General features: G+C 37.1%; 24 protein-coding genes and 1 riboswitch. Of the genes, 5 read left to right on the top strand and 19 right to left on the bottom strand.

Features of this window, described 5'->3' with window-relative positions:
• Positions 1 to 137: 137 nt before the first annotated feature.
• From gcvPB to gcvT, 3 genes are read right to left on the bottom strand one after another with little or no spacing between them, the layout of a single operon-like run.
• Complete coding sequence (gene gcvPB / locus H9655_RS02490) at positions 138 to 1,598, bottom strand: aminomethyl-transferring glycine dehydrogenase subunit GcvPB (protein ID WP_191810555.1); 1,461 nt, start codon at positions 1,596 to 1,598, stop codon at positions 138 to 140.
• Positions 1,591 to 2,937: an aminomethyl-transferring glycine dehydrogenase subunit GcvPA gene (gene gcvPA / locus H9655_RS02485; protein WP_191810553.1), complete on the bottom strand. Its 1,347-nt coding sequence runs from the start codon at positions 2,935 to 2,937 to the stop codon at positions 1,591 to 1,593. Before gcvPA ends, gcvPB begins: the two co-directional genes overlap by 8 nt.
• 21 nt (positions 2,938 to 2,958) lie before the next feature.
• Positions 2,959 to 4,065, bottom strand: coding sequence for a glycine cleavage system aminomethyltransferase GcvT (gcvT, locus tag H9655_RS02480; protein ID WP_191810551.1), 1,107 nt, complete (start codon positions 4,063 to 4,065; stop codon positions 2,959 to 2,961).
• A 287-nt stretch (positions 4,066 to 4,352) separates the two neighbouring features.
• Positions 4,353 to 4,448, bottom strand: a riboswitch (glycine riboswitch).
• Positions 4,449 to 4,713: 265 nt separating this feature from the next.
• Between gcvT and H9655_RS02475 the strand changes: the two genes are divergently transcribed.
• Positions 4,714 to 6,393 (top strand): DEAD/DEAH box helicase, encoded by a 1,680-nt coding sequence (locus tag H9655_RS02475; RefSeq protein ID WP_191810549.1) that lies wholly within the window; start codon positions 4,714 to 4,716, stop codon positions 6,391 to 6,393.
• Positions 6,380 to 7,177, top strand: a complete 798-nt coding sequence (locus tag H9655_RS02470; RefSeq protein ID WP_191810547.1) for a YqhG family protein — start codon at positions 6,380 to 6,382, stop codon at positions 7,175 to 7,177. The genes H9655_RS02475 and H9655_RS02470 overlap by 14 nt, the downstream gene beginning before the upstream one ends.
• A 138-nt stretch (positions 7,178 to 7,315) precedes the next feature.
• Here H9655_RS02470 and H9655_RS02465 read toward each other — a convergent pair whose 3' ends face one another.
• From H9655_RS02465 to comGA, 8 genes are read right to left on the bottom strand one after another with little or no spacing between them, the layout of a single operon-like run.
• The gene (locus H9655_RS02465; RefSeq protein ID WP_191810545.1) at positions 7,316 to 7,516 is read right to left on the bottom strand and encodes a YqzE family protein; all 201 of its coding nucleotides are present in this window, start codon (positions 7,514 to 7,516) and stop codon (positions 7,316 to 7,318) included.
• A 56-nt stretch (positions 7,517 to 7,572) separates the two neighbouring features.
• Positions 7,573 to 7,968, bottom strand: coding sequence for a competence type IV pilus minor pilin ComGG (comGG, locus tag H9655_RS02460; RefSeq protein WP_191810543.1), 396 nt, complete (start codon positions 7,966 to 7,968; stop codon positions 7,573 to 7,575).
• Positions 7,949 to 8,407, bottom strand: a complete 459-nt coding sequence (gene comGF / locus H9655_RS02455) for a competence type IV pilus minor pilin ComGF (protein ID WP_191810541.1) — start codon at positions 8,405 to 8,407, stop codon at positions 7,949 to 7,951. Before comGF ends, comGG begins: the two co-directional genes overlap by 20 nt.
• Positions 8,394 to 8,693: a hypothetical protein gene (locus H9655_RS02450; protein ID WP_191810539.1), complete on the bottom strand. Its 300-nt coding sequence runs from the start codon at positions 8,691 to 8,693 to the stop codon at positions 8,394 to 8,396. The genes comGF and H9655_RS02450 overlap by 14 nt, the downstream gene beginning before the upstream one ends.
• On the bottom strand, positions 8,677 to 9,168 hold the full coding sequence (gene comGD / locus H9655_RS02445) for a competence type IV pilus minor pilin ComGD (protein WP_191810537.1): 492 nt from the start codon (positions 9,166 to 9,168) through the stop codon (positions 8,677 to 8,679). Before comGD ends, H9655_RS02450 begins: the two co-directional genes overlap by 17 nt.
• Complete coding sequence (gene comGC, locus H9655_RS02440) at positions 9,105 to 9,422, bottom strand: competence type IV pilus major pilin ComGC (RefSeq protein WP_191810535.1); 318 nt, start codon at positions 9,420 to 9,422, stop codon at positions 9,105 to 9,107. Before comGC ends, comGD begins: the two co-directional genes overlap by 64 nt.
• Positions 9,422 to 10,453, bottom strand: coding sequence for a competence type IV pilus assembly protein ComGB (comGB, locus tag H9655_RS02435; protein ID WP_191810533.1), 1,032 nt, complete (start codon positions 10,451 to 10,453; stop codon positions 9,422 to 9,424). The genes comGC and comGB overlap by 1 nt, the downstream gene beginning before the upstream one ends.
• Entirely contained in the window at positions 10,440 to 11,510 is a 1,071-nt protein-coding gene (gene comGA, locus H9655_RS02430; protein WP_191810531.1) for a competence type IV pilus ATPase ComGA, read from the bottom strand. Before comGA ends, comGB begins: the two co-directional genes overlap by 14 nt.
• Positions 11,511 to 11,659: 149 nt before the next feature.
• Here comGA and H9655_RS02425 point away from each other — a divergent pair, with 149 nt between their 5' ends.
• Together H9655_RS02425 and H9655_RS02420 are read left to right on the top strand one after the other, a co-directional pair.
• Positions 11,660 to 12,463 carry a helix-turn-helix transcriptional regulator gene (locus tag H9655_RS02425; RefSeq protein WP_318245436.1) on the top strand — a complete coding sequence of 268 codons (804 nt, stop codon included), beginning with the start codon at positions 11,660 to 11,662 and terminating at the stop codon, positions 12,461 to 12,463.
• Positions 12,464 to 12,547: 84 nt separating this feature from the next.
• Entirely contained in the window at positions 12,548 to 12,793 is a 246-nt protein-coding gene (locus H9655_RS02420; protein WP_095372581.1) for a DUF2626 domain-containing protein, read from the top strand.
• Positions 12,794 to 12,854: 61 nt separating this feature from the next.
• Here H9655_RS02420 and H9655_RS02415 read toward each other — a convergent pair whose 3' ends face one another.
• Together H9655_RS02415 and H9655_RS02410 are read right to left on the bottom strand one after the other, a co-directional pair.
• Positions 12,855 to 13,916 carry an SAM-dependent methyltransferase gene (locus H9655_RS02415; RefSeq protein WP_191810527.1) on the bottom strand — a complete coding sequence of 354 codons (1,062 nt, stop codon included), beginning with the start codon at positions 13,914 to 13,916 and terminating at the stop codon, positions 12,855 to 12,857.
• Positions 13,916 to 14,554 (bottom strand): MBL fold metallo-hydrolase, encoded by a 639-nt coding sequence (locus H9655_RS02410; RefSeq protein WP_191810525.1) that lies wholly within the window; start codon positions 14,552 to 14,554, stop codon positions 13,916 to 13,918. The genes H9655_RS02415 and H9655_RS02410 overlap by 1 nt, the downstream gene beginning before the upstream one ends.
• Positions 14,555 to 14,812: 258 nt before the next feature.
• Between H9655_RS02410 and H9655_RS02405 the strand changes: the two genes are divergently transcribed.
• Positions 14,813 to 14,986: a DUF2759 domain-containing protein gene (locus tag H9655_RS02405; RefSeq protein ID WP_095372578.1), complete on the top strand. Its 174-nt coding sequence runs from the start codon at positions 14,813 to 14,815 to the stop codon at positions 14,984 to 14,986.
• Between the two features lie 48 nt (positions 14,987 to 15,034).
• On the opposite strand, the gene H9655_RS02400 is transcribed toward H9655_RS02405, so the two are convergent.
• The 6 genes from H9655_RS02400 to H9655_RS02375 form a co-directional block, all read right to left on the bottom strand.
• Positions 15,035 to 15,358 carry an MTH1187 family thiamine-binding protein gene (locus H9655_RS02400; protein ID WP_191810523.1) on the bottom strand — a complete coding sequence of 108 codons (324 nt, stop codon included), beginning with the start codon at positions 15,356 to 15,358 and terminating at the stop codon, positions 15,035 to 15,037.
• Positions 15,359 to 15,424: 66 nt separating this feature from the next.
• Positions 15,425 to 16,543 (bottom strand): YqgU-like beta propeller domain-containing protein, encoded by a 1,119-nt coding sequence (locus tag H9655_RS02395; RefSeq protein ID WP_191810521.1) that lies wholly within the window; start codon positions 16,541 to 16,543, stop codon positions 15,425 to 15,427.
• Between the two features lie 183 nt (positions 16,544 to 16,726).
• A complete protein-coding gene (locus H9655_RS02390) occupies positions 16,727 to 17,911 on the bottom strand; it encodes a M14 family metallopeptidase (protein WP_191810519.1) in 1,185 nt (394 codons plus the stop codon).
• Positions 17,912 to 17,989: 78 nt separating this feature from the next.
• A complete protein-coding gene (locus H9655_RS02385; RefSeq protein WP_191810517.1) occupies positions 17,990 to 18,931 on the bottom strand; it encodes an ROK family glucokinase in 942 nt (313 codons plus the stop codon).
• A gap of 36 nt (positions 18,932 to 18,967) precedes the next feature.
• Entirely contained in the window at positions 18,968 to 19,201 is a 234-nt protein-coding gene (locus H9655_RS02380; protein ID WP_225230378.1) for a YqgQ family protein, read from the bottom strand.
• A gap of 92 nt (positions 19,202 to 19,293) precedes the next feature.
• On the bottom strand, positions 19,294 to 20,754 hold the full coding sequence (locus H9655_RS02375) for a spore germination protein (protein ID WP_191810512.1): 1,461 nt from the start codon (positions 20,752 to 20,754) through the stop codon (positions 19,294 to 19,296).
• Positions 20,755 to 20,865 lie beyond the last annotated feature (111 nt).

The following is a 20,865-nucleotide window of genomic DNA, read 5'->3' as shown; positions in this document are numbered from 1 at the left end:
CCTTTCCTTTCAATCTACTATCTATTACCTCCTGTTACGATAAATGTCCCGATAAAAAAACGCGAACAAATACACATAAATGAATTTGTTCACGTTTTATATAGACCTAGTACCTATTTGTATGAGTGATTTATATATCAGTCTTTTTGATAACGTAATACTGGTTTTCTTGCTGCTAGAGTCTCGTCTAGACGACCAATTACTGTTGTGTGAGGCGCTTCTTGTACGACCTCAGGGTTTTCCTCAGCTTCCTTGGCAATCTGGAGCATCGCATCAATAAAGCTGTCGAGTGTTTCTTTAGATTCAGTCTCTGTTGGTTCAATCATCATACACTCTTCAACATTTAACGGGAAGTAAATAGTCGGTGGATGATAACCGAAATCAAGCAAACGCTTCGCGATATCAAGTGTGCGTACACCTAATTTTTTCTGGCGTCTTCCACTTAGTACAAACTCATGTTTACAGTGTTTATCATATGGTAGATCGAACGCTGGCGCTAGCTTGCGCATCATATAATTGGCATTAAGTACTGCATTTTCAGTAACAGCTTTCAAACCATCTGGCCCCATCGAACGAATATACGTATAGGCACGGACATTGATGCCGAAGTTACCGTAATAAGGCTTTACTCTTCCAATTGAATGTGGACGGTCATAATTAAATGTGTAACCTTCGTCTGTTTTCACTAAGATTGGTTTAGGTAAATAAGGAATTAAGTCTTCTTTTACCCCAACAGGACCTGATCCGGGTCCTCCTCCACCATGGGGACCAGTAAATGTTTTATGCAAATTTAAATGAACAACGTCAAATCCCATATCACCTGGTCTTGCTTTAGATAAAACAGCATTTAAGTTTGCTCCATCATAATACAGTTTCCCGCCTGCTCCATGGACGATTTCTGCCATTTCAAGAATATTTTCTTCAAACAAGCCTAACGTATTAGGATTTGTTAGCATAAGCGCAGCTGTATCATCGCCTACCACTCTTTTTAAATCTTCTAAATCGACCAAGCCTTGATCATTAGACTTAACTGTTAAGGTTTCGAAGCCCGCCACAGTTGCTGAGGCAGGGTTTGTACCATGCGCTGAATCTGGAACAATGACTTTTGTACGGTTAAAATCACCATTTGCTTCATGATAGGCACGAATCATCATCAACCCAGTCCACTCCCCATGGGCTCCTGCTGCCGGTTGTAGAGTGACTTCGTCCATTCCTGTAATCTCAATTAAATGCTCTTGTAAATCATATAACAACTCCATCGCACCTTGAACAGAGCTTTCGTCTTGTAATGGGTGTAAATGAGCAAAGCCGTTAAAGCGTGCTACATTCTCATTTACTTTAGGATTATATTTCATCGTACAAGACCCAAGCGGATAAAAACCAGAATCTACTCCGTGGTTACGCTTAGATAAAGCCGTATAATGACGCATAATATCAAGTTCAGATACTTCAGGTAGATCCGCGTCCTCTTGACGAATATATTCGGCTGGGAGCAAATCAGATAATTCTACTTCTGGAATATCCATCTCTGGAAGGCTATAGCCGATTCTCCCTGGTTTACTTAGCTCAAAAATGAGCGCCTGGTTTTCGTTATGCACGGTAATCCCCCATTTCTGCCACAAATGTATCAATTTCTTCTTTTGTTCTTAATTCAGTTACAGCAATAAGCATATGATGAGCTAATTCATTATAATCTCTTCCTAAATCATAACCACCAATAATATTCTTTTTAAGTAATGCTTGATTTACCTCACGAACCGGGCGATTACATTTAATAATAAACTCGTTAAATGAACTACCCTCAAAAGTAATATCAAATCCTGCTTTTTTAAATTGTTCTTTTGCATAATGCGCCTTTTGGATATTATCTATCGCCATTTGCTTGACACCTTTTCTACCTAGAGCTGTCATAGCAACAGATGCAGCTAGCGCATTTAAAGCTTGGTTTGAACATATATTAGACGTAGCTTTATCCCTACGGATATGTTGTTCTCTTGCTTGAAGTGTAAGTACGAATCCGCGTTGTCCGTTTTCATCAACCGTTTGCCCTACTAAACGTCCAGGTACTTTTCTCATAAGTTTCTTTGTCACCGCAAAGTAACCACAGTGAGGGCCGCCAAACGCAGTAGGAATACCAAAGACTTGCGCATCGCCAGCAACGATATCTGCACCAAATTTTCCAGGAGGTGTTAACACACCTAAGGATAGGGGATTACTTGAAACAACAAATAAGGATTTATGCGCATGAATCACTTCTTCTAATTCAGCAAGTGGCTCCACTCTTCCAAAAAAGTTAGGATATTGCACGACTACTGCGGCAATGTCATCACCAATCATATCTTTTAGTGCGCTCATATCTGTTAATCCATCTTTGTTTGGGATCTCAACTACATCAATATATTGGCCTTTTGCATAAGTTTGAACTACAGCTTTTGATTCAGGGTGTACCGTACTTGAAATCAATACTTTTTTACGTTTTGTATGTCCCGTTGCTAACATAGCAGCTTCCGCAAGTGCCGTCCCACCATCATACATAGATGAATTCGCTACATCCATTCCTGTTAATTCAGATATCATTGTCTGGAATTCAAAAATCGCTTGTAACTCACCTTGGGAAATTTCCGGTTGATATGGTGTATAAGCAGTATAGAACTCTGAACGAGATAACACATGATCAACAATCACTGGCATATAATGATCGTAAACACCTGCACCTAAGAATGAAGTATTTGTTTTTAAATCTGCATTTTTTTGTGATAGGAGCATCAATTCCTTCATTAAAGCAGGTTCCGTTTTAGCTGGTTTAATATTATATTCCCCTTGAAAACGTACGCTTTCAGGAATATCACTAAATAAATCATCAATTGTATTGACTCCGATTGCTTCAAGCATTTCTTTTTGATCAGAATCAGTCATCGGTAAATAACGGTGTTTCATCGCTTCTCTCCCCCTGATTAGTTAGTTCTTTTTCTCTTTTTTATAAAACGGTGTTGCCACTACTTTGGCACGTACACGCTTATTACGAATTTCAACTTCCACTTCAGAATCTCGCGCTGTGTATGAACTGTCCAGAAGGGCTAAGCCGATATTTTTCTTTAAAGTAGGAGATTGTGTACCCGTAGTAACTTCACCAATCAGTTGGTCACCAGCATAAACTGCATAACTATGGCGAGGAATCCCACGATCAATCATTTCAATCCCAACAATTTTTCTGCTTAATCCATTTTCCTTTTGTAAGGTTAATGCCGCTTTTCCAATAAAATCTTCTTCCTTGTTCACTTTTACGGCAAAGCCAATACCTGCTTCAAGTGGAGAAATTTCAGAAGACAACTCTTGACCATATAAAGCTAAATTTGCTTCGAAGCGAAGGGTATCTCGGGCACCTAATCCACATGGAAGAACTCCTTCTTCTTTTCCTGCTTCTAAAATCGACTGCCATAAAAGGACTGCATCCTCGTTTTTACAATAAATTTCAAAACCATCTTCACCGGTGTAGCCAGTTCTCGAAACTAATGCACTTTTACCATTTATATTTACTGATTGCTGAAATTTGAAAAAGCCAATTTCACTTAAATCAATATCCGTAATTTTCTGTAAGACAATCTCAGCCACAGGGCCTTGCAAAGCCAATTGTGACATTTCCTCAGAAAGGTTTTTAAGTTTCACATTTCCTTCTAAATGGCTTTGTAACCATTGATAATCTTTTTCTATATTTGCTGCGTTTACGACTAAAAGGTATTCGTCTTCATTCATTTTATAAATAAGCAAATCATCTACAGTTCCACCATTTTCATAACACATGGCTGTATATTGTGCGCCAAACGGTTTTAGTTTCGCAACGTCATTTGTCATCATTTTCTGAAGATAACGTAAACTATCTGGACCCTTAACCTCAATTTCTCCCATATGTGATACATCAAACAGACCCGCTTTTGTACGTACCGCTTCATGCTCTTCTTTAATACTAGAAAATTGTACAGGAAGGTCCCATCCACCAAAATCAATCGTTTTTCCACCATACTGTTGATAAATGTCATGTAGTGGTGTCTTTTTCAACTGTGACATTCACTCATCCTCCTTTATATTTCTGAATTTTTTCTAAGATGAATATTTGCAAACTGGCCATAGAAATACTTGGCTTGTCGCCAAATGTTACGGCAAAAGCTCAATGCTCTTCGCTTAACTCCTTTAAAGAAGCTAAGTGTTCTAAAGCACACAAAAAAGGACAGAGAATCTCCTCAAAACCTATCATTTGAGCAGATTCTCTGTCCTTTCACCTGAGAGTTTACGGCGATATTACGGCCTTTCCCCTTTGGTGGCTCGCTTAATACCTTGAGCTCTCTCCAGAGTTGCGTCAAGCAAGTGTTCTTTTGCCTGAGAGATTCACAATACGGTGATTGTTTGCTCCTTCGGCGCTGCAGCGCTGCAGTCTCTCCCCTTGCCATCATTCGCGTTTATAATTTTTTCCATTTTTGCACATACTATAATTAACTGCTTTAGAGAGTCGAAGCTTACAAAGACGTATTGTACGTATTTGCAGAATTAACGTTGAAAATTCACAACTTTCAAAGCTACTTACATCCTACCATCGTATCATTATTTGGGCAATATTTTTATTTAAAATTCTCATGTTTTTTCAACAAGACTTAAGCCTAATACGAACGTTAATAACAAAAAAATTAATAATGTTCGTATAAAAAGGAGAGAGAACAAATGACTTTACAAATAAATTTTGATGCAACATGGCAAGATGAATTTCAAAACCGCATTGATAATGATGGACCATGGGGGAACTGGGATTTATTCAAGCTTACTATTGAGGTTGAAAATCAAACGGTCATCCCAGCGTTTGATGGACTGCAAGTAGACAAACATTTATCAAACCTCACCCCTCTACCACATCAACTAGAGGTCGCCGAACAAGTAGTGGAAAATATGAATGGTAAAGCGATTCTAGCTGATGAAGTCGGTTTAGGGAAAACGATAGAGGCAGGGTTAATATTAAAAGAATACATGATCAGAGGGCTTGTTAAGAAAGCTCTCATCCTTGTACCCGCTTCATTAGTGTCTCAATGGGCAATCGAATTAAACAGTAAGTTCTTCATCCCGGCTGTCGCTCAAAAAAAGAGCTATGTGTGGGAGCAATGTGATGTCGTCGTATCATCAATCGACACAGCGAAGAGAGAACCGCATAGAAGTTTAGTCTTCGAACAAAATTATGATTTGATTATTATTGATGAAGCACATAAATTAAAAAATAACAAAACGAAAAACTATGAATTTGTACAGTCTTTAAAAAAGAAATTTTGCTTACTACTTACAGCAACACCTATACAAAATCGAATTAGTGAAATCTTCAATCTTGTTTCTTTGTTAAAACCAGGTCACTTAGGCACAGAAACAGCCTTTTATGAAAAATACAAAAAAAATGCACGTTCTCTAGATGATGATGAAGGCTTAAAGGAACTAGTAAATAAAGTAATGATTCGTAACCGTAGACAAGATACTGGTATTGAATGGACAAAAAGGCATGTCGAAACCGTTCCCATCCATTTTTCAAAAGAGGAAAGAGCCTTATATGATGCAATTTCTTCTATACACAGAGAAGGTAATTGGATGACTGATAGCCAATTCTCACTGATGACTTTACAACGTGAAGCATGCAGCAGTCGTGAAGCGGTATTTTACACTTTAAGAAATATGTTAAAGAAACAAGAACAACCTTCCGTTGCCTTTCAGCAAAAAATTGAAGAGTTAATTGGGTTAGTCGAAAATATTCAACAAAATGCAAAAGCGCAAAAAGCATTAGAGATCATTCAACAAATCAATGATAAAGTCATTATTTTTACAGAGTATCGCGCCACCCAGCTATTTCTACAATGGTTTTTAAAACAGCATAACATTACGTCTGTTCCTTTTCGTGGTGGATTCAAACGAGGGAAGAAGGATTGGATGCGCGAGTTATTCCAAAACCACGCGCAGGTGTTAATTGCCACAGAAGCAGGCGGTGAGGGTATCAACCTACAATTCTGTAGTCATATCATTAACTTTGATCTTCCTTGGAATCCGATGAGACTAGAACAACGAATTGGTAGAATTCATCGTCTCGGTCAAAAAAACGATGTCCATATTTATAACTTCGCTACTAAAGATACAGTCGAAGAACATGTACTAAAACTATTGTATGAAAAAATCCACCTCTTCGAAAAGGTGATTGGCGAGTTGGATGATATTTTAACAAAGCTACAATTTGGCAATATTAATGATCACCTAGTTGATATTTTCGGACACTCGGCTTCAGAAGGAGAAATGCGCATAAAAATGGATAATTTAACATCTATGATTGAATTTGCTGAGTCCGTAAAGGAGGAAGATCAACATGCAGCAACATGAAATCCACCATTTTCTATTAAGATACTTTCATGCCAATCAGTGTAAAATCCTTGAAAATAAACCAGGCTATTTAGTCATTCAGTTGACAGTAGAACTAGACAAAGAATTAATGAATCGCCCCTTTTATTGGCACTATTTAGAGAAAACAGGCGGTGTTGCAAAACCTATGGAGCTTACCCTTATAACCAACCCATCCCTAGCACCAGATGATATAAAGGGTGAGGTCATTCACTTTGGATCACCTCGTTTGCATCAAATTTTTCAATCGACGAAAAACTTGGCTGGTTATATCCGTTTGTATGAAAATTACGAGGCCCCACCAGGAACGCAAACCGCCCTGCGTCCTTGGCTAGGGCTAAATCTACGGATATCGTACCAATGTGATCGTAAGAAAGATTTGTTCAAGTCAATCGGCCTGCACTTAATTAACGGGCAAATGGTTGAACAATTCCATGATAAGCTCCTTCATTTATCACTTACTCCTAAAATACCCGACTTTAGCTTTACATTGTCACCATTTATCAAACCAAATAGCGGTGTGATGCGCGTGGCGAATTTTTTGCAGTCGGAAATTGAAAAAGAAGATCACACATGGGCAGATGAAGCAAGAATAAGGTGGCAAAAGGACCTGCAATTATTAGAAAGGTTTTATGAAGATGCAGATGAAAAAGGAGAAAGCTTCGAAAACGAAATGGCTGCATTACAAGAGCAGTATGAACCACAAGTTCATATCTCAATTGTTAATGGTGGGTTATTTTATTTAACTGATGAGGCGATTAGTTAATAATCGACCGTGGTGTATAAGTAGGGGCGGTTTCTTTGGTCAATTATACAGACCTTTAAAAGGCCCTTTTATTTACTTTCCAAACAAAGAAAGATGAAGAAATCCATCTAAATAGGTGGTATTTCTTCATCTTTTTGCTCAGTTCGATTCATGATTGCTTCTTTTCGTTCTTTTCAAACCATAAAACAAAAGGTAAGGTACAATTCCAAACCAACGGAATAGAAGGGGTGCTTTTTCTTGCTTTCTTTCTACCCTTTGTTTCTTCCTTTCAGATTTCGGTTGTTCCATATATTGGACAAATGTCTGAGTAATAAATTTGACATAATCATTAGAATTCATTGGGCATCCCTGCCTTTTTAGCTACTAGTCTTTCCAATTCCTATGCCATTTATTCATTATTTCTTTTCGATTTCTATCCATTTAATCACATCTCTTTCAATCAATGAATAATACGCCATCGCTTTTACGTTCGCCACACCGTTTATTTCTACTTCCAGATTGATTTTGATGAGACTTTCTTCTTGGTCTTCTATCTCATAAAAAACTGTTCCATGATTGAATGAATACTCTCCTTCTATTGGTAGCTCACCATTCAAATGAAATTGTTCATCTAAATAAATCATCGATTGCTTAAAATAGTACTCCTGTTGTAAAAGGATACCACTTAATTTCATCATTCTTTTTTCTCTTAATAAAAAATCTGCTTGAATGGTAATTACCAAAGAAAGCAAAACAATGAGTAATAATACAAAAGGATAAAAGAGGCCCTTCTCATTCATTATCCCCGTCACCGCTAGTGCTCCTTATCTTCATTTGATAAAAAGAAGACCGATACTCTTCCTGGAAAATATTTCTATAAACAATCATCATGTTATCTTCTGTCACCTCAAATTGAACGGATTGAAGCTTTTGTAACACAACTTCATGTCCTGTCCCATTCACACGCCTTCTTAACTTATCACCATATTTCTCATAGCTAATAAATTGATTGTCTATTAATAACATAAGCTCTCCTCGATTATCTAAGGATACCTCCTCAGCAATGCGTACTTCTTTTTTTAATTGCTGAATAAATACGAGCCATTCAATCTTTTGCTTTCTTTCATCAATATTCTCGTTAACGGAAATAACTTTAAACATAAGTGGGATAAAGCTCACAATGATTAAAAAGCAAGCGAGAGATAGGAGTGCTTCAATTAGCGTAAAGCCGTTCCTTTTAATACTTTTCACAGATCATCACTTCTCGCTGATAGAAATAAGAGATACAAATATTATTAGCATCACTATTAAAAAGGCGAAATGACATTTCGTCTTTTCTCACCGTTCTAGGTAGCGCCCTATCATTGTCCATCATTTCCTCATATAGAATTTGAGTGGCTTCATATCTCAAGTTTTCAATATGTGCGTCAGTATAGAGATGTATCATGACAGGAATAAAAAGAGTGGCGATCAAAAGCATAGCCGATAAGGTGAAGAATAAGTCAATGAGCATAAAACCATTAGTATGCTTCCACATAAAACCTCCCTCTCCCTATTTGAAAAACAAATTTGTACTGATTAGCCGAGCTTTTGATTTGCAAGTAACCAAAACGGTTAATTTTCCCACTATTTAAGAATTTAAAATGTAGTGGCATTGTACCGCTAGTAATGAAATACTGCTCACTATATTTCTGACGAAAAAAAATATTTTGCCCATTAGAAAAGATATACTCATGCTCATCGGTTAAAAGATAAACACTAACGGTTGTTTGATTTACAATCGCATATTGCTGAGCATATAGAAGATCACCTTCAAACATGGCAAAGAAAGCTAGATCATCATACTCTTCAAATTGGTGCTCTAAGTTTATAGCAGTAATAAAAAGAATGACACTAAAAACAGACCAAACAATTAAGGATTCAATCAAAGTAAATCCTGACTGTGAATTTATTCGTCTTTCTGTGCCGTCACAATGCCGTTTATTAATACTAATGCTTCTCCGGTCGGACATGTTGTTTCACCTTCATTTAAATACTTTTCCGTCACAAGTACATCCAATGACTCAGGAAGCTTATTATTGGCTAATTCATACGATTGGACTTGACTCTGAACCATTTTTGTAAAAGCACTACAGCCTTTTTCGTTTATTGCCGATTGGTTTTTTGTTATGTTTGGAATCGTAATAATTAGGAGTACAGAAATGACTAACAAGACAATCATCATCTCAATCATGGTAAACCCTTTTTCATTATTTATGTTTTTCATCATACACCCTCCATTAATTGAAACATTGGTAACATTACTGCTAAATATAATGAAATGATTAAACAACCAACAATAAGATAAATAGCGGGTTGAATGACTTTCATTAACTGATCTATCTTTTCTTCTAACAGCTCCAAGCAATAGCGGCTAAAGAATTGTAGTTCTTCTTCTAGTTTTCCATTTTGCTGCCCATGACGAATAACTGTTCTTAAATCTAATTCTAAAAAGGGAAACACCTGAATCAATTCATCTAATTGTTCACCATTTTCAAGCTTACGACGCAAATATTGACCAACTTCCTTCATTAATGGTTGTTTTTCACTTTTAGCAAATAAGTTCAAGGAAGTTGTGATAGACATCCCACCTGCAAGTAGATAATGCAATTGAATGGCAAAGTAATGGGTATTAAAAAGGGTGACTAGTTTGCCAACAATCGGTAGGCGAACAACAAGCGATACTTGTCTGATCATTGAAAATCGTCGAAAAATAAAGTAGTAGTACAAAGAACTTAGTAGTAACAAAGTGAACATCACAATGAAGAATAGAGGAGCAGCAGACCCAATCCATTGAAGAAGTACCATAAAGGCATTTTCCTTTACATTCATCGACTGGAAAAGCGAGGTAAAGCGAGGTAGAATGATTTTTTCAACGAGAGAAAATAGGAGAATGGTGACAATGATTAAGAAACATGGATACATTAATGCCTTTTTTATCTTTCTCATATCCTCTCCCCTCTTTTGCATCATATCACTTCCATCAATAAAAGCTTGTTGTAACCCTCCATGTTGCTCAGCAAAAAAGACATACCCAACTAGATGTGAATTAAAGTTCATCGACCCTAGGGCAGAGTGCAGATGGAAACCTTCTTTTAACTGATAAATAACCTCTTGTAATTGCAGCTTTTTCTCTAAGGGTAATTGTAAACTCGCCGAAGCCATCGCTTCTGAGAGCGAATAACCCCTGGACAGTAATTCTCCTACTTTCTTAAGGAAGTCGCATTGCTCCTTTAATGTCCATTTAACCTTTTTCATCTAAAATCCACCGATTAAACTCACTTTCTTTTACATACCCTAATGCTACCCCTTTTTTCAAAGCTGACTTGAGCGAAAAATATGGTTCATAATTGCTATCGCTACCTTTCGCCGCCTTCAATGCTCGATTCAATTCCCTCCCACTTAATAATTCAAACACGCCAGCTCTTTTTAACCTGCCACAGCTATAACAGAAATCGGTGCATTCTCCTTCACAAAATGGGCAGGTTAATTCGACAAGCCTCTGTGCTGTTATGGCTACTAACGTTTGTTCAATTTGCTTCCACGCTACACCAAACTCCACTAAACGATGAATGGCTCCAATAGCATTTCTCGTATGCATAGTCGTTAATACTAAATGCCCAGTTAAAGCTGCTCTCACAGCTATTTTCGCTGTTTGTGCGTCGCGTATTTCCCCAACCATAATAATGTCCGGGTCATGCCTAAGGATCGCTTTTAAACCAGTGGCATATGTTACGCCTGCCTTTTCATTTACTTCGACTTGCAGTAAGGAGTCAGTCTTTTTCTCAATCGGATCCTCTAACGTGATAATACTTCGATTTAATAGGGTAGAATTGTCATTTAGCAAACTATATAAGGTTGAGGTTTTTCCACTACCAGTCGGGCCAGTTAATATGATCATCCCGTGTGCATGTTTAAGCATAGCAAGGATTTTACGGGACATCGTTGGAAATAGTGAAACATGATGATGAGAAATATGGGTCGATTGAGGCAGTATACGGATGACAAGACTTTCATTGTACTGAGAGGGTAATGTGGAGAAACGTAAGCCAATCTCATATCCTTCAATATCTGTAGAATAGGCGCCATTTTGGGGTTTTCGTTTTTCACCAATATCCATTGAGGCAATAAACTTGAAATGAGAAATTAAGCGGTCAGATTCATAATGAGGGATATAATGCTTCGGGACAAGGCGCTTGCCATAGCGGTAATAAATGATTGTGTTTTTCTTTCTGGGGACAAAGTGAATATCTGTTACTTCTGTTTTCACAGCTTCCCTTAAAATTAAGGTAGCCATGCGTTGCATTGAGACCAAGTAATTAGTCACCACCTTTTTTAAGATATTTTATTATTCGCCAAAAAAAAACATTTTCCTGCATGATTTTAGTCCTTTTCTTTAACTTTTTTTTGAACATTAAAGAGATTCCTTCTACCCTCTCCTCTTTCATCACACTTTACTATATAATGGTATTAATAAATAGAAAATATCCACAACTGACTGACAGTTCAATCGCTACTTTAAAAACCTATTCATTTCATTGCAAAAAGAATAATGACAATCATTTAGAGGTGAGAATAATGAATGAAACTTTAAAAATTACGAATACATTATCCGATCCAACGAGATACTATATTTATCAGTATGTTCTAAAAAAACATTTCCCTGTCACTGTAAAAGAAATTGCTAAAGAGTTTTCTATTCATCCGAATGTTGCGAGATTGCATTTATCAAAACTCGCAGAGATTAACATGCTTGAAGCGAAAATAGAAAAAACTGGTCAAGGTGGCCGACCGAGCAAGCGCTATCACCTAACTGATAGCGAGATTGGATTACATTTTCCTTATCGTAATTATCAAATGTTATCAGATATTCTTCTAGAAACAATGATTACACTTGGGCCAGAAGGAAAAAAGGCATTATATGTGACAGGAAAAAAATATGGCGAGAAATTGATGGAAACCGCATTACACCGGCAAATGGTTACAAAAGAGGACTCATTTGAAAGAAAATTAGCTCTCGTCATTGAAGCAGCAGAAGTCGCTGGTCTTCAGCCAGAATTTAAATTTGATGGCAAAAAGATCATGTTTGAAATGTTTAATTGTCCCTTTAAAGAAACCGCAAAGAAAAATCAAGGTGAAGTGTGTCAAATGCATTTTGAATTTTTAAGAGGCATGTTTGAAACGGTTTTCTTAGATATAGAATTAAGGGAATTGGGTAATATGTTAAATGGATGTGTTTCCTGTTCTTATGAAGCTGTCGCAAAATAAAAAACATACTGTTTACTTTTAACCAAGTATTACCTTATAATTATTGAGTAATGGACATATGTGTGTGTTAAAGGAGGGATACATATGGATCGCATGTATAGAGTGATGGGATTCTGGACTGCTATTTTTGCAATTATGTTTTATGTAGGTGATATGTATACACCAGCACTACTATTCCTTGGCCAAACTGGTTTCTTTGTGCTACTAGGCTACTTAAAGCTTACAGAGCGTATGTACATTTATATTTTTGGCGCATACTTAACTGTTGCCTTTATCGGATTCACATATTGGACTGTCTTTATGATGGTACCAGGTATGGGATCACACTAAAGCACACATAACAAACATAATAAAAAGAGGATGACATGTCATCCTCTTTTTATTATGTTTGTTATAGATTCTTTTTCTGGAGAACGAGCTGAAACGATTGACTGATTCCACTATCCATTAATAAAGTTCGAATATCACGATTTTTCTGAGCCTCATTTGAAAATAGATCTCCACTATGATTGGATAATTCATCTAAAATGCCAGATGCGATTAAAAACTCATCTTGCCGCCATTTCTGCATAAAAGTCAACCCATACTTCTCACCAAAACGTATCCATGAATCCCAGTGAACATCATGGGTGATATCCATTTCACCAGCGTGTGCAAGGATATTGGGAATAAGCTGATGTTTCCTATATCCCCTCAGGCTGCCATCTTTTCTCGTCGGCTTTAACCAATCATCGTCTGTGTAACCATAATCAGCTGTCAATACAAGTCCTTTTTCTAACACTTCGCTGATCGATGCGCTTATGCCATCCATAAATAATGGAATTTCGATTCTTTGCCCATTGTATAAGGAAATCGACATTTGCTCGATGTATGAAATGATTTCCTGATTTTCTAGAGGAATAAAGACTTCATTGAGCACATTATGATTGGAAGTAATCATTATTTCAAATAAACGATCATCTTTTTTTTCTATTAGATGAACAGGTTGCGCATCAAGTAGTTCATTAGAAAAAACAAGCCCTGAAAACGTATGACATTCATCTAATGATTGAAGAAAATGAAGTTCTACACTGTGATATTTACATAGTTTTTCCTTTTGCAACCTTCTATGATAGGGGCTTTCATCGATCAATAAATAAACAAGTGGCTCATCTGTCATCTCTTCCCATTGATTAATAAAGACTTGAGCGAATGAACCATCACCTGCACCAATTTCTAACACGGCTGCCGGCAGTTGGTTCACTCTCACCTGCTCTATAAACCATTTAGCGATTATTGTTGCATACATAGGTGACATTGTGGCTGATGTATAAAAGTCCCCAGCTACACCAATCTTTTTATCACCCTTCATATAATATCCAAAATCAGGATGATAGAGGGCTAACTGAATATAATCGGCGTAAGTAAGCCGTTCCATCCTATTTTCTTCGATATAACGGATGATTGGATTCATTATGAAAAACCATTCAAGAAAGGGTTAGTGTCCATTTCATTGACAATAGTAGTCGCTGGCCCATGTCCGGGCAAGACGAGGGTATTTTCAGGTAAAGTTAGTAATTTATCATGTATGCTTTGCAAAAGGGTCTCATGATGACCACCAGGTAGATCCGTTCGTCCAATACTACCCTGAAAAAGGGCATCCCCACCAAAAAGCAAGGCAATGTCTGCGAAATAAAAGGAAACACTACCAGGGGAATGACCCGGTGTCTCTAATACTTTGAAGGAAAAACCTGAGATATCTAGCTCTTGCTCTTTTACAAATAACTCATCGGCAGGTTGTAAACGAAGCGCTGGGCCCATTTGAAATCTTGCTGAACCATTTAAGGCTGGGTCTGTTAGCCAATCCTTTTCTTTTTCATGTATGTAAACAGGTATTCGGTACTTTTCTTTTACTTCATCTACTGCACCAATATGATCAAAATGGGCATGTGTTAAAAGTATCGCCTTCGGATGCAATTTTTCATCAGCTATTATTTTTGTGAGTTTTGTTGCCTCTCCACCTGGATCAATAATTAAGCAGTCCTTGTTTTCTTTTATAAGAAGATAACAATTCGTTTGTAATGGACCTAATGGTAACTGAGCGTATTTCAAAGCAATTCCTCCTTCGTTATTTTCCTTTATTGTACACAACTCTAAACTCTACGAGAAGTAAACATGATTAATCCGGCTTGATGTATTTTCCTTAAAATGTTATTATCTGAAAAGTTCGTAGAATAGACCTCGACAAATTTTGAAAAAAAGTATAAAATATGATGTGAATGTAAAAATAAGTATTACATACGGTTCCAAACCTTTGCAAGGAATGAGCATAAACTCATTTGTTGATTGAATGAAAAGGGGGCTATAATCATGGGACTAGTCATTATTACTGGTTTAACAGCTATTTTAGCAATTTTCGGTCTAATCAGTGCACTACGAAACAAAAATCTTCTAGGGATTGTATTCGCTTTCGGAACAGCTGCCGTTTTCGGATGGTTTGCTGTGATGACATTAATTCATAGCGGATTCCCGGCTGTCCATTAAAAGGGCATGTAAATAAAAAGTCTGCCTCTTTGAGGGCAGACTTTTTATTTATCGTTCATCCTCTTGCAACAATGATTCTACCCGTTTAACTTTATCCGCCATCTGACGTTTTACATCTCTACGGTCATCAATACGAATATTTGTTGCCACCCGCGCTAGTCCTTTTTCAAACGGAACTTCATGCATAGCTTGGATAACCTCGAATAACACTGGTAATTCTCCTTCAATAAGGGTATTCATCGGTGTCAATTGGTAATCAATGGCCCCAGCATCTTTATATTCTTTTAAGACCTTTTGAATATCTGCTACATAAGCTGATACACTTGGACTCTCCGTTCCTATTGGAATAATTGTTACGTCTACTATTGCCATGTTGTCATCTCCTTTAAGTATCAATATTAGTATGCACAAAATAAAGTGCGAAGAAAATGAATCTGCTCAAGATTCTATAAGTGAAATGACTTCTTTTTCATCTAATAGAATGACTTTATCTAAATAATGTCCATATAAACAGGCATTGGCTTTATTAGAACAGGCAAGAGGTTCATTGTCCATATCATCTAGTAAGACAGTCTGTTCTCCAGTTTTCATATCCGTAGCAATGAAATCAAAGTTACCTTGATACGTATCTGCATCTGTACTATACTCAGGTTTAAAATACAAAAACTCTTTATCCAGCATGGCATATTGTGGGACCATCCAACCGGAAAAGCTTGTTAAATGAGGAACCGAAAAAGATAACACCGATTCAAATTCGTTATTCATAAATGTGTATCTTGCCTCTTCATCATGATTTTCATTTACACCAATGGTCATCATTAAATCATTAAATGTATCAACAAAATACACATTTTCTTTCTTCACTTCCGCCGTTCCTGTCTTTTTTTGTTCTTTTAATTGTGTCACGATAGAAGGACCATTCGTACTCCAGTCCAAATAAACAAATGAATCAGCACCCACCCAATGGACAAACGGCTCAGCTATAGATATTTGTTCCATATTTTGTGTTTCAGCTGATACCATATAAGAAGTGTAAGACCAGTCCTCAGCAAAACTAGAAACCAATAACATTGTTGGATCATATTGATTCCAGGAAACAGCTAGTTCGGTGCCATCTATTAACTCCTGCAATAGGTAATCACCTTCATGATCCACTATAGCAATACGCCATTTTTGATTACTTTGCTCAGACTGGACAAATATATATTGTTGATCTGGGCTAATATAGACATTATTAATTGGTGCTTCACCTTCAAAAAACAACTCTTGTTCTCCGGTATACATATTATATTTAAAGATTTTGTTCAATGTTTCATCTTTGTGATTGAGGAATAATAGGTGCTTGGCATCTAACCAGCCAAAGAAGAAAATTTGATCAGATTCTGAAACAGCAAGAGGTATAATTGCTTGTTTTGAAGTTCGGTTCTCCGTCATATTCGTTTCTTTTACAGGTGGCGTATCACCTGTTTCATTCACTTGACAGCCAGCTATAATCATTGTGGAAAAAAATAAAAGCAATATGAACATATAATCTTGTTGTTCCGCTTTGTGCTTCATAAACTTGGCTTGCCCCCCATCGCAATCTAGTGCACTTTTATCTGAATAGACGCGAGAAAAAGCCGTTTCCGGCTTTTTCTTCGCTCTCTACGAAATTCTTCCTAATTAATTCCCAAAAACATTGTAATCAATAGTAAATTTTATACTGATTATGGAGGAAATACAAGCAACAACTATTTTTTATTAAAGATAAAGTGAAGCTAAAAAGACACCAAGCATTTCTTCATACATGTCTTCATACTGTGATAACGGCAGAGGGTTCACTCCTTTTCCCAGTTCCATCGTAAATCCTGGCCGTCGATACTCTTGGATAAACCAATCTCTAAATCCAGCGAAACTATCTACATACTGAACCGAACGATAACCGCTCACTCGTTCAAATTCGTCTGCAATCACTTTTGAATCAGGGGGTTCTAGTCCTTCAAATCCCCAGTAAAATTCTTCACCTTGCGTGTGGAAGGCTAATAATAAGCTAAAGTTATTATTCTCTACAAGATTCGCCATTGCTGTCGCTTCAGGCTCGGATAATGGTTCGTATCCAGGAAAGTCTCGAGATGAAGGTACATCTGGCTTTCTTTCCTTTTCATATTCCCAATTTGCAGGATATTGTTTATTCAAATCTACTCCTCTAATATTCGCCTTCCATAGGGAAAAATCATCTTTTTGTTCATTAATTGCTAGTATTTCTTCTTTATAGGCTTCTGGCGGTCCCCCTAAAACGAGGTCTACTCCATCTGGATTGACCATTGGTACAATGGATAACTCAACACGACTATAAAAAGGTAAAGTCTCCATTCCCCTTAAAGGTTTCGCATTAGTCATAGATAACAAGTAGGCATTTATTAAAGACATGAGCACAGGTGTCGTAATCCATTCATTGGCATGAAATGATGCATTATAATGGACTTGCTTTTCACCCGTACCAATTCTTATCTCATATAATGGTTTGCCTGCCACCGAATAACCAATCTCATTTATTTTTATAAATGGATAAACTTCTTTTAATTGTTTGAGATCGTCTTGTAAAGTTTTAAAACTATAACTTTTTTTCCTATCCATTAAAGGCATAATCACTCTTTTTGGTACTAGAACTGTTTGATTTACTTGTAGATTTTGAGGCTGCAACTGCTGATTCAATAATAGCAATGCATCGACAGGGAGATTATTCTTTGATGCTATTCGCCATAGTGAATCACCTTTTTGAAGTTTAATAGTAGATGTATGAAAGCCAGGAATTTGAATGCTTTGGCCAATCTGTAATGAGGAAGGGTCCACTTGTGGATTACTATCAATGACTAAATTGATTGGAACCATAAACAGCTGACTGTAATACCATAAAGAATCACCTGACCTAACTTTAATCTTCACCTTTTATCCTCCTCTCCATCAGTTCATACATATGATGGTTGAAAAGAAAAGATGACTTCACTCACTATTACAGAAATCTTACCTTATAATTAATTGCTTTGCACTCCATGCGGCACCCACTACTCCTGCATCATTCCCTAAAGTAGCTAGTTTCAATAAAGTAGACCCTCGCGTCTCAGGAAATAAGTTTTCGTTATAATAGAATTGTAATGGGTCCAGTAATAATTTCCCAGCTTGAGAAACGCCACCACCGATGATAATCACCTCAGGGTTTAGTATTGCTGCTACATTCGCTAAGGCAATGCCTAATGGCTTCATTGTTCTTTGAATCACTTCTTTAGCAACTACGTCATTCTTACCTGCAAAGTAAAATATATTTCGAACTGATAAATGGTCAACTAATAATGTGTTTTTGTTTGAATGAATGATTTCCTTGGCCACACGTACTATTCCAGTAGCTGAGGCAATTGTTTCTAGACAACCCCATTTCCCACAATTACACCGCTCACCATAAGGAGAAACAGCATTGATATGACCTATTTCACCAGCAGAACCCCCATTCCCACGCGTTAACTGACCATTACTAATAATGCCACCACCGATACCCGTACCAATTGTTACCAGCACAATATCTTTGTAGCCGGTGGCACTACCTACCCAGCGTTCTCCTAACACTGCACAGTTGGCATCATTTTCTAAATTCACTGGAAGCGCCATGTAATCGGATAGTTCTTTTTGTAAGGGATAGTGAGGTGGCAAATTTATATTTGTTGCTGAAAGCAAAACTCCATTTTTTGTATCTACCGGTCCTGGTGCACCGACTCCAACAGATAAAATCTGCGCTTTTTTTATTTGCGCCCTCTTTCTATGGTTTTCAATTGACGTTGTGATTTGCTCTGCTAAACTGTTCTCTGTATAATCCTGCTTCGTCTTTTCTTGCCATTTCAAGTGAATGTCGCCATCCTCGTTAACAAATGCAAATTTAATTGTTGTTCCACCTATATCCACACCAACAAACACAACAACACCTCCTAGAGAAGTAATGAGCGCAATTATTTATTCTCTTCTTTTCTTTTTCTCTTTTTCTCTCTCAGCCCTTAAGACTAATAAAGCATCTCGATATGTATCTACTTCAATTATTTTTGCTTTATATAATTCACTCACTTCAAGCTCCATCATTTCAATATCCAATAAACGTTCACCCATATAAATAATGGCACCATAAGCTTTTAACAACTGTTGTACATCATAAAAACTTTTCACATTCATTCCCTCGATTCTTTCTTTCATAAAGCAAAGTATAAACGAAAAAAAACTCTTCCTCAATCATTAAAACAGATGAGAGAAAGAGTAATTCTTACGATTAAAAGAAAAGTCATCATTTATCGATCAGGATCTTTTGGATGCAACATTCTCGGACGTCTATTTTTCAAAGGCATTGGTGAACGTAAAAGGACATCTCTAAAGGCTCTTAAATTAAAGGGAATAAACGGCCATAAATAAGGGACTCCGAACGACTTCATTTTAGATAACCAAAGGACAAATAGCGTAATACCGATGAAAAAACCATACATATCAAATACGCTTGTCAGTAATAATAAAACAATACGGACAATTCGATTAGCTAATCCTAATTCATAACTTGGCGTAGCAAACGTACCAATTGCTACAATGGCAAAATAAAGAACAACTTCACTTGTAAATAGGCCAACTGAAACGGCCAAATCACCAATCATGAGTGCTGCTACTAAGCCAAGCGCAGTAGCAAGACTCGAGGGGGTATGAATGGAGGCCATTCGGAGCATATCAATACCTACTTCAATTATTAAGATTTGCAAAATCAAAGGGATTTTCCCTGCCTCTTCTGGTCCTATAAACGAGAGGGCATCTGGTAATAAACTTGGGTTCGCAGCAAATAAGAACCAAATTGGTAAAAGAAAAAGTGAAGCCCATACAGAAATAAAGCGAACGAATTTTAAATAAGCACCAATAATCGGTTTGTTTCGATATTCCTCAGCATGCTGCAAGTGATGCCAGAAAGTAGTCGGTGTGATAATTACACTCGGTGAACCATCCACTATGATACATACATGACCTTCAAATAAATGCGAGGCTGCTGTGTCCGGTCTTTCTGTATATCTTACCATTGGAAAGGGATTCCAATGCTGACCAGAAACATATTCTTCAATTGTCTTCTCAGCCATCGGTAAGCCATCTGTGTCAATTTTAGATACACTATCCTTGATTTTACTCACCAACTTAGGGTCTGCAATATCTTCAATATAGGTAATGACAATATCGGTTTTTGACCGTCTTCCGACTTGCAAATACTCCATTCTTAATGTCCGATCTCTTACCCGTCTTCTCGTTAATGCTGTATTAAAAACTAATGTTTCAACATAACCATCCCTGGCACCTCTTACAACCCTTTCAATATCAGGCTCTTCTGGTCCACGCGCCGGATAAGACCTTGTATCAATTAATATCGCTTCATCTGCCCCATCAATGACCAATGCCGTTTGACCAGCTAATACGGCATCGACAATTGCATCAAGATCACTTTCTGTAGCAATTTCAATATAAGGGATATATCTCTTCATTAGCTTCGGAACGGTATCTTCTTCTAATTCTTCTCTTCCAAGCTGTGCAAGAAATTCCATTAAACGATTCATAATATCATCTTTAGCGAAGCCATCAACTAAATAGATCGCCATGTCAATCCCTGTATATTCAACATCTATTTGTAACACATCAAAGTTCTTTCCGATTGCTAATGCTTCTTTTAAATAGGATGTATTATCAATCAATTCCTTAGATACTTTATGATGTTTCTTAGTTTCCATGAGTTCACCTCATTCAAATATATTCCTAACAAACATCATAGACATACTAAAAAGGAATCATACCCGCTTAAGAGGTTGATTCCTTCTTACTTTATGTTAAACAAACAAGTT

This window comes from Cytobacillus stercorigallinarum (assembly GCF_014836495.1).
Taxonomy (GTDB): domain Bacteria; phylum Bacillota; class Bacilli; order Bacillales; family Cytobacillaceae; genus Cytobacillus; species Cytobacillus stercorigallinarum.
The sequence above is the reverse complement of the archived record's forward strand: the minus strand, read 5'-3'. Positions and strand labels throughout refer to the sequence as shown.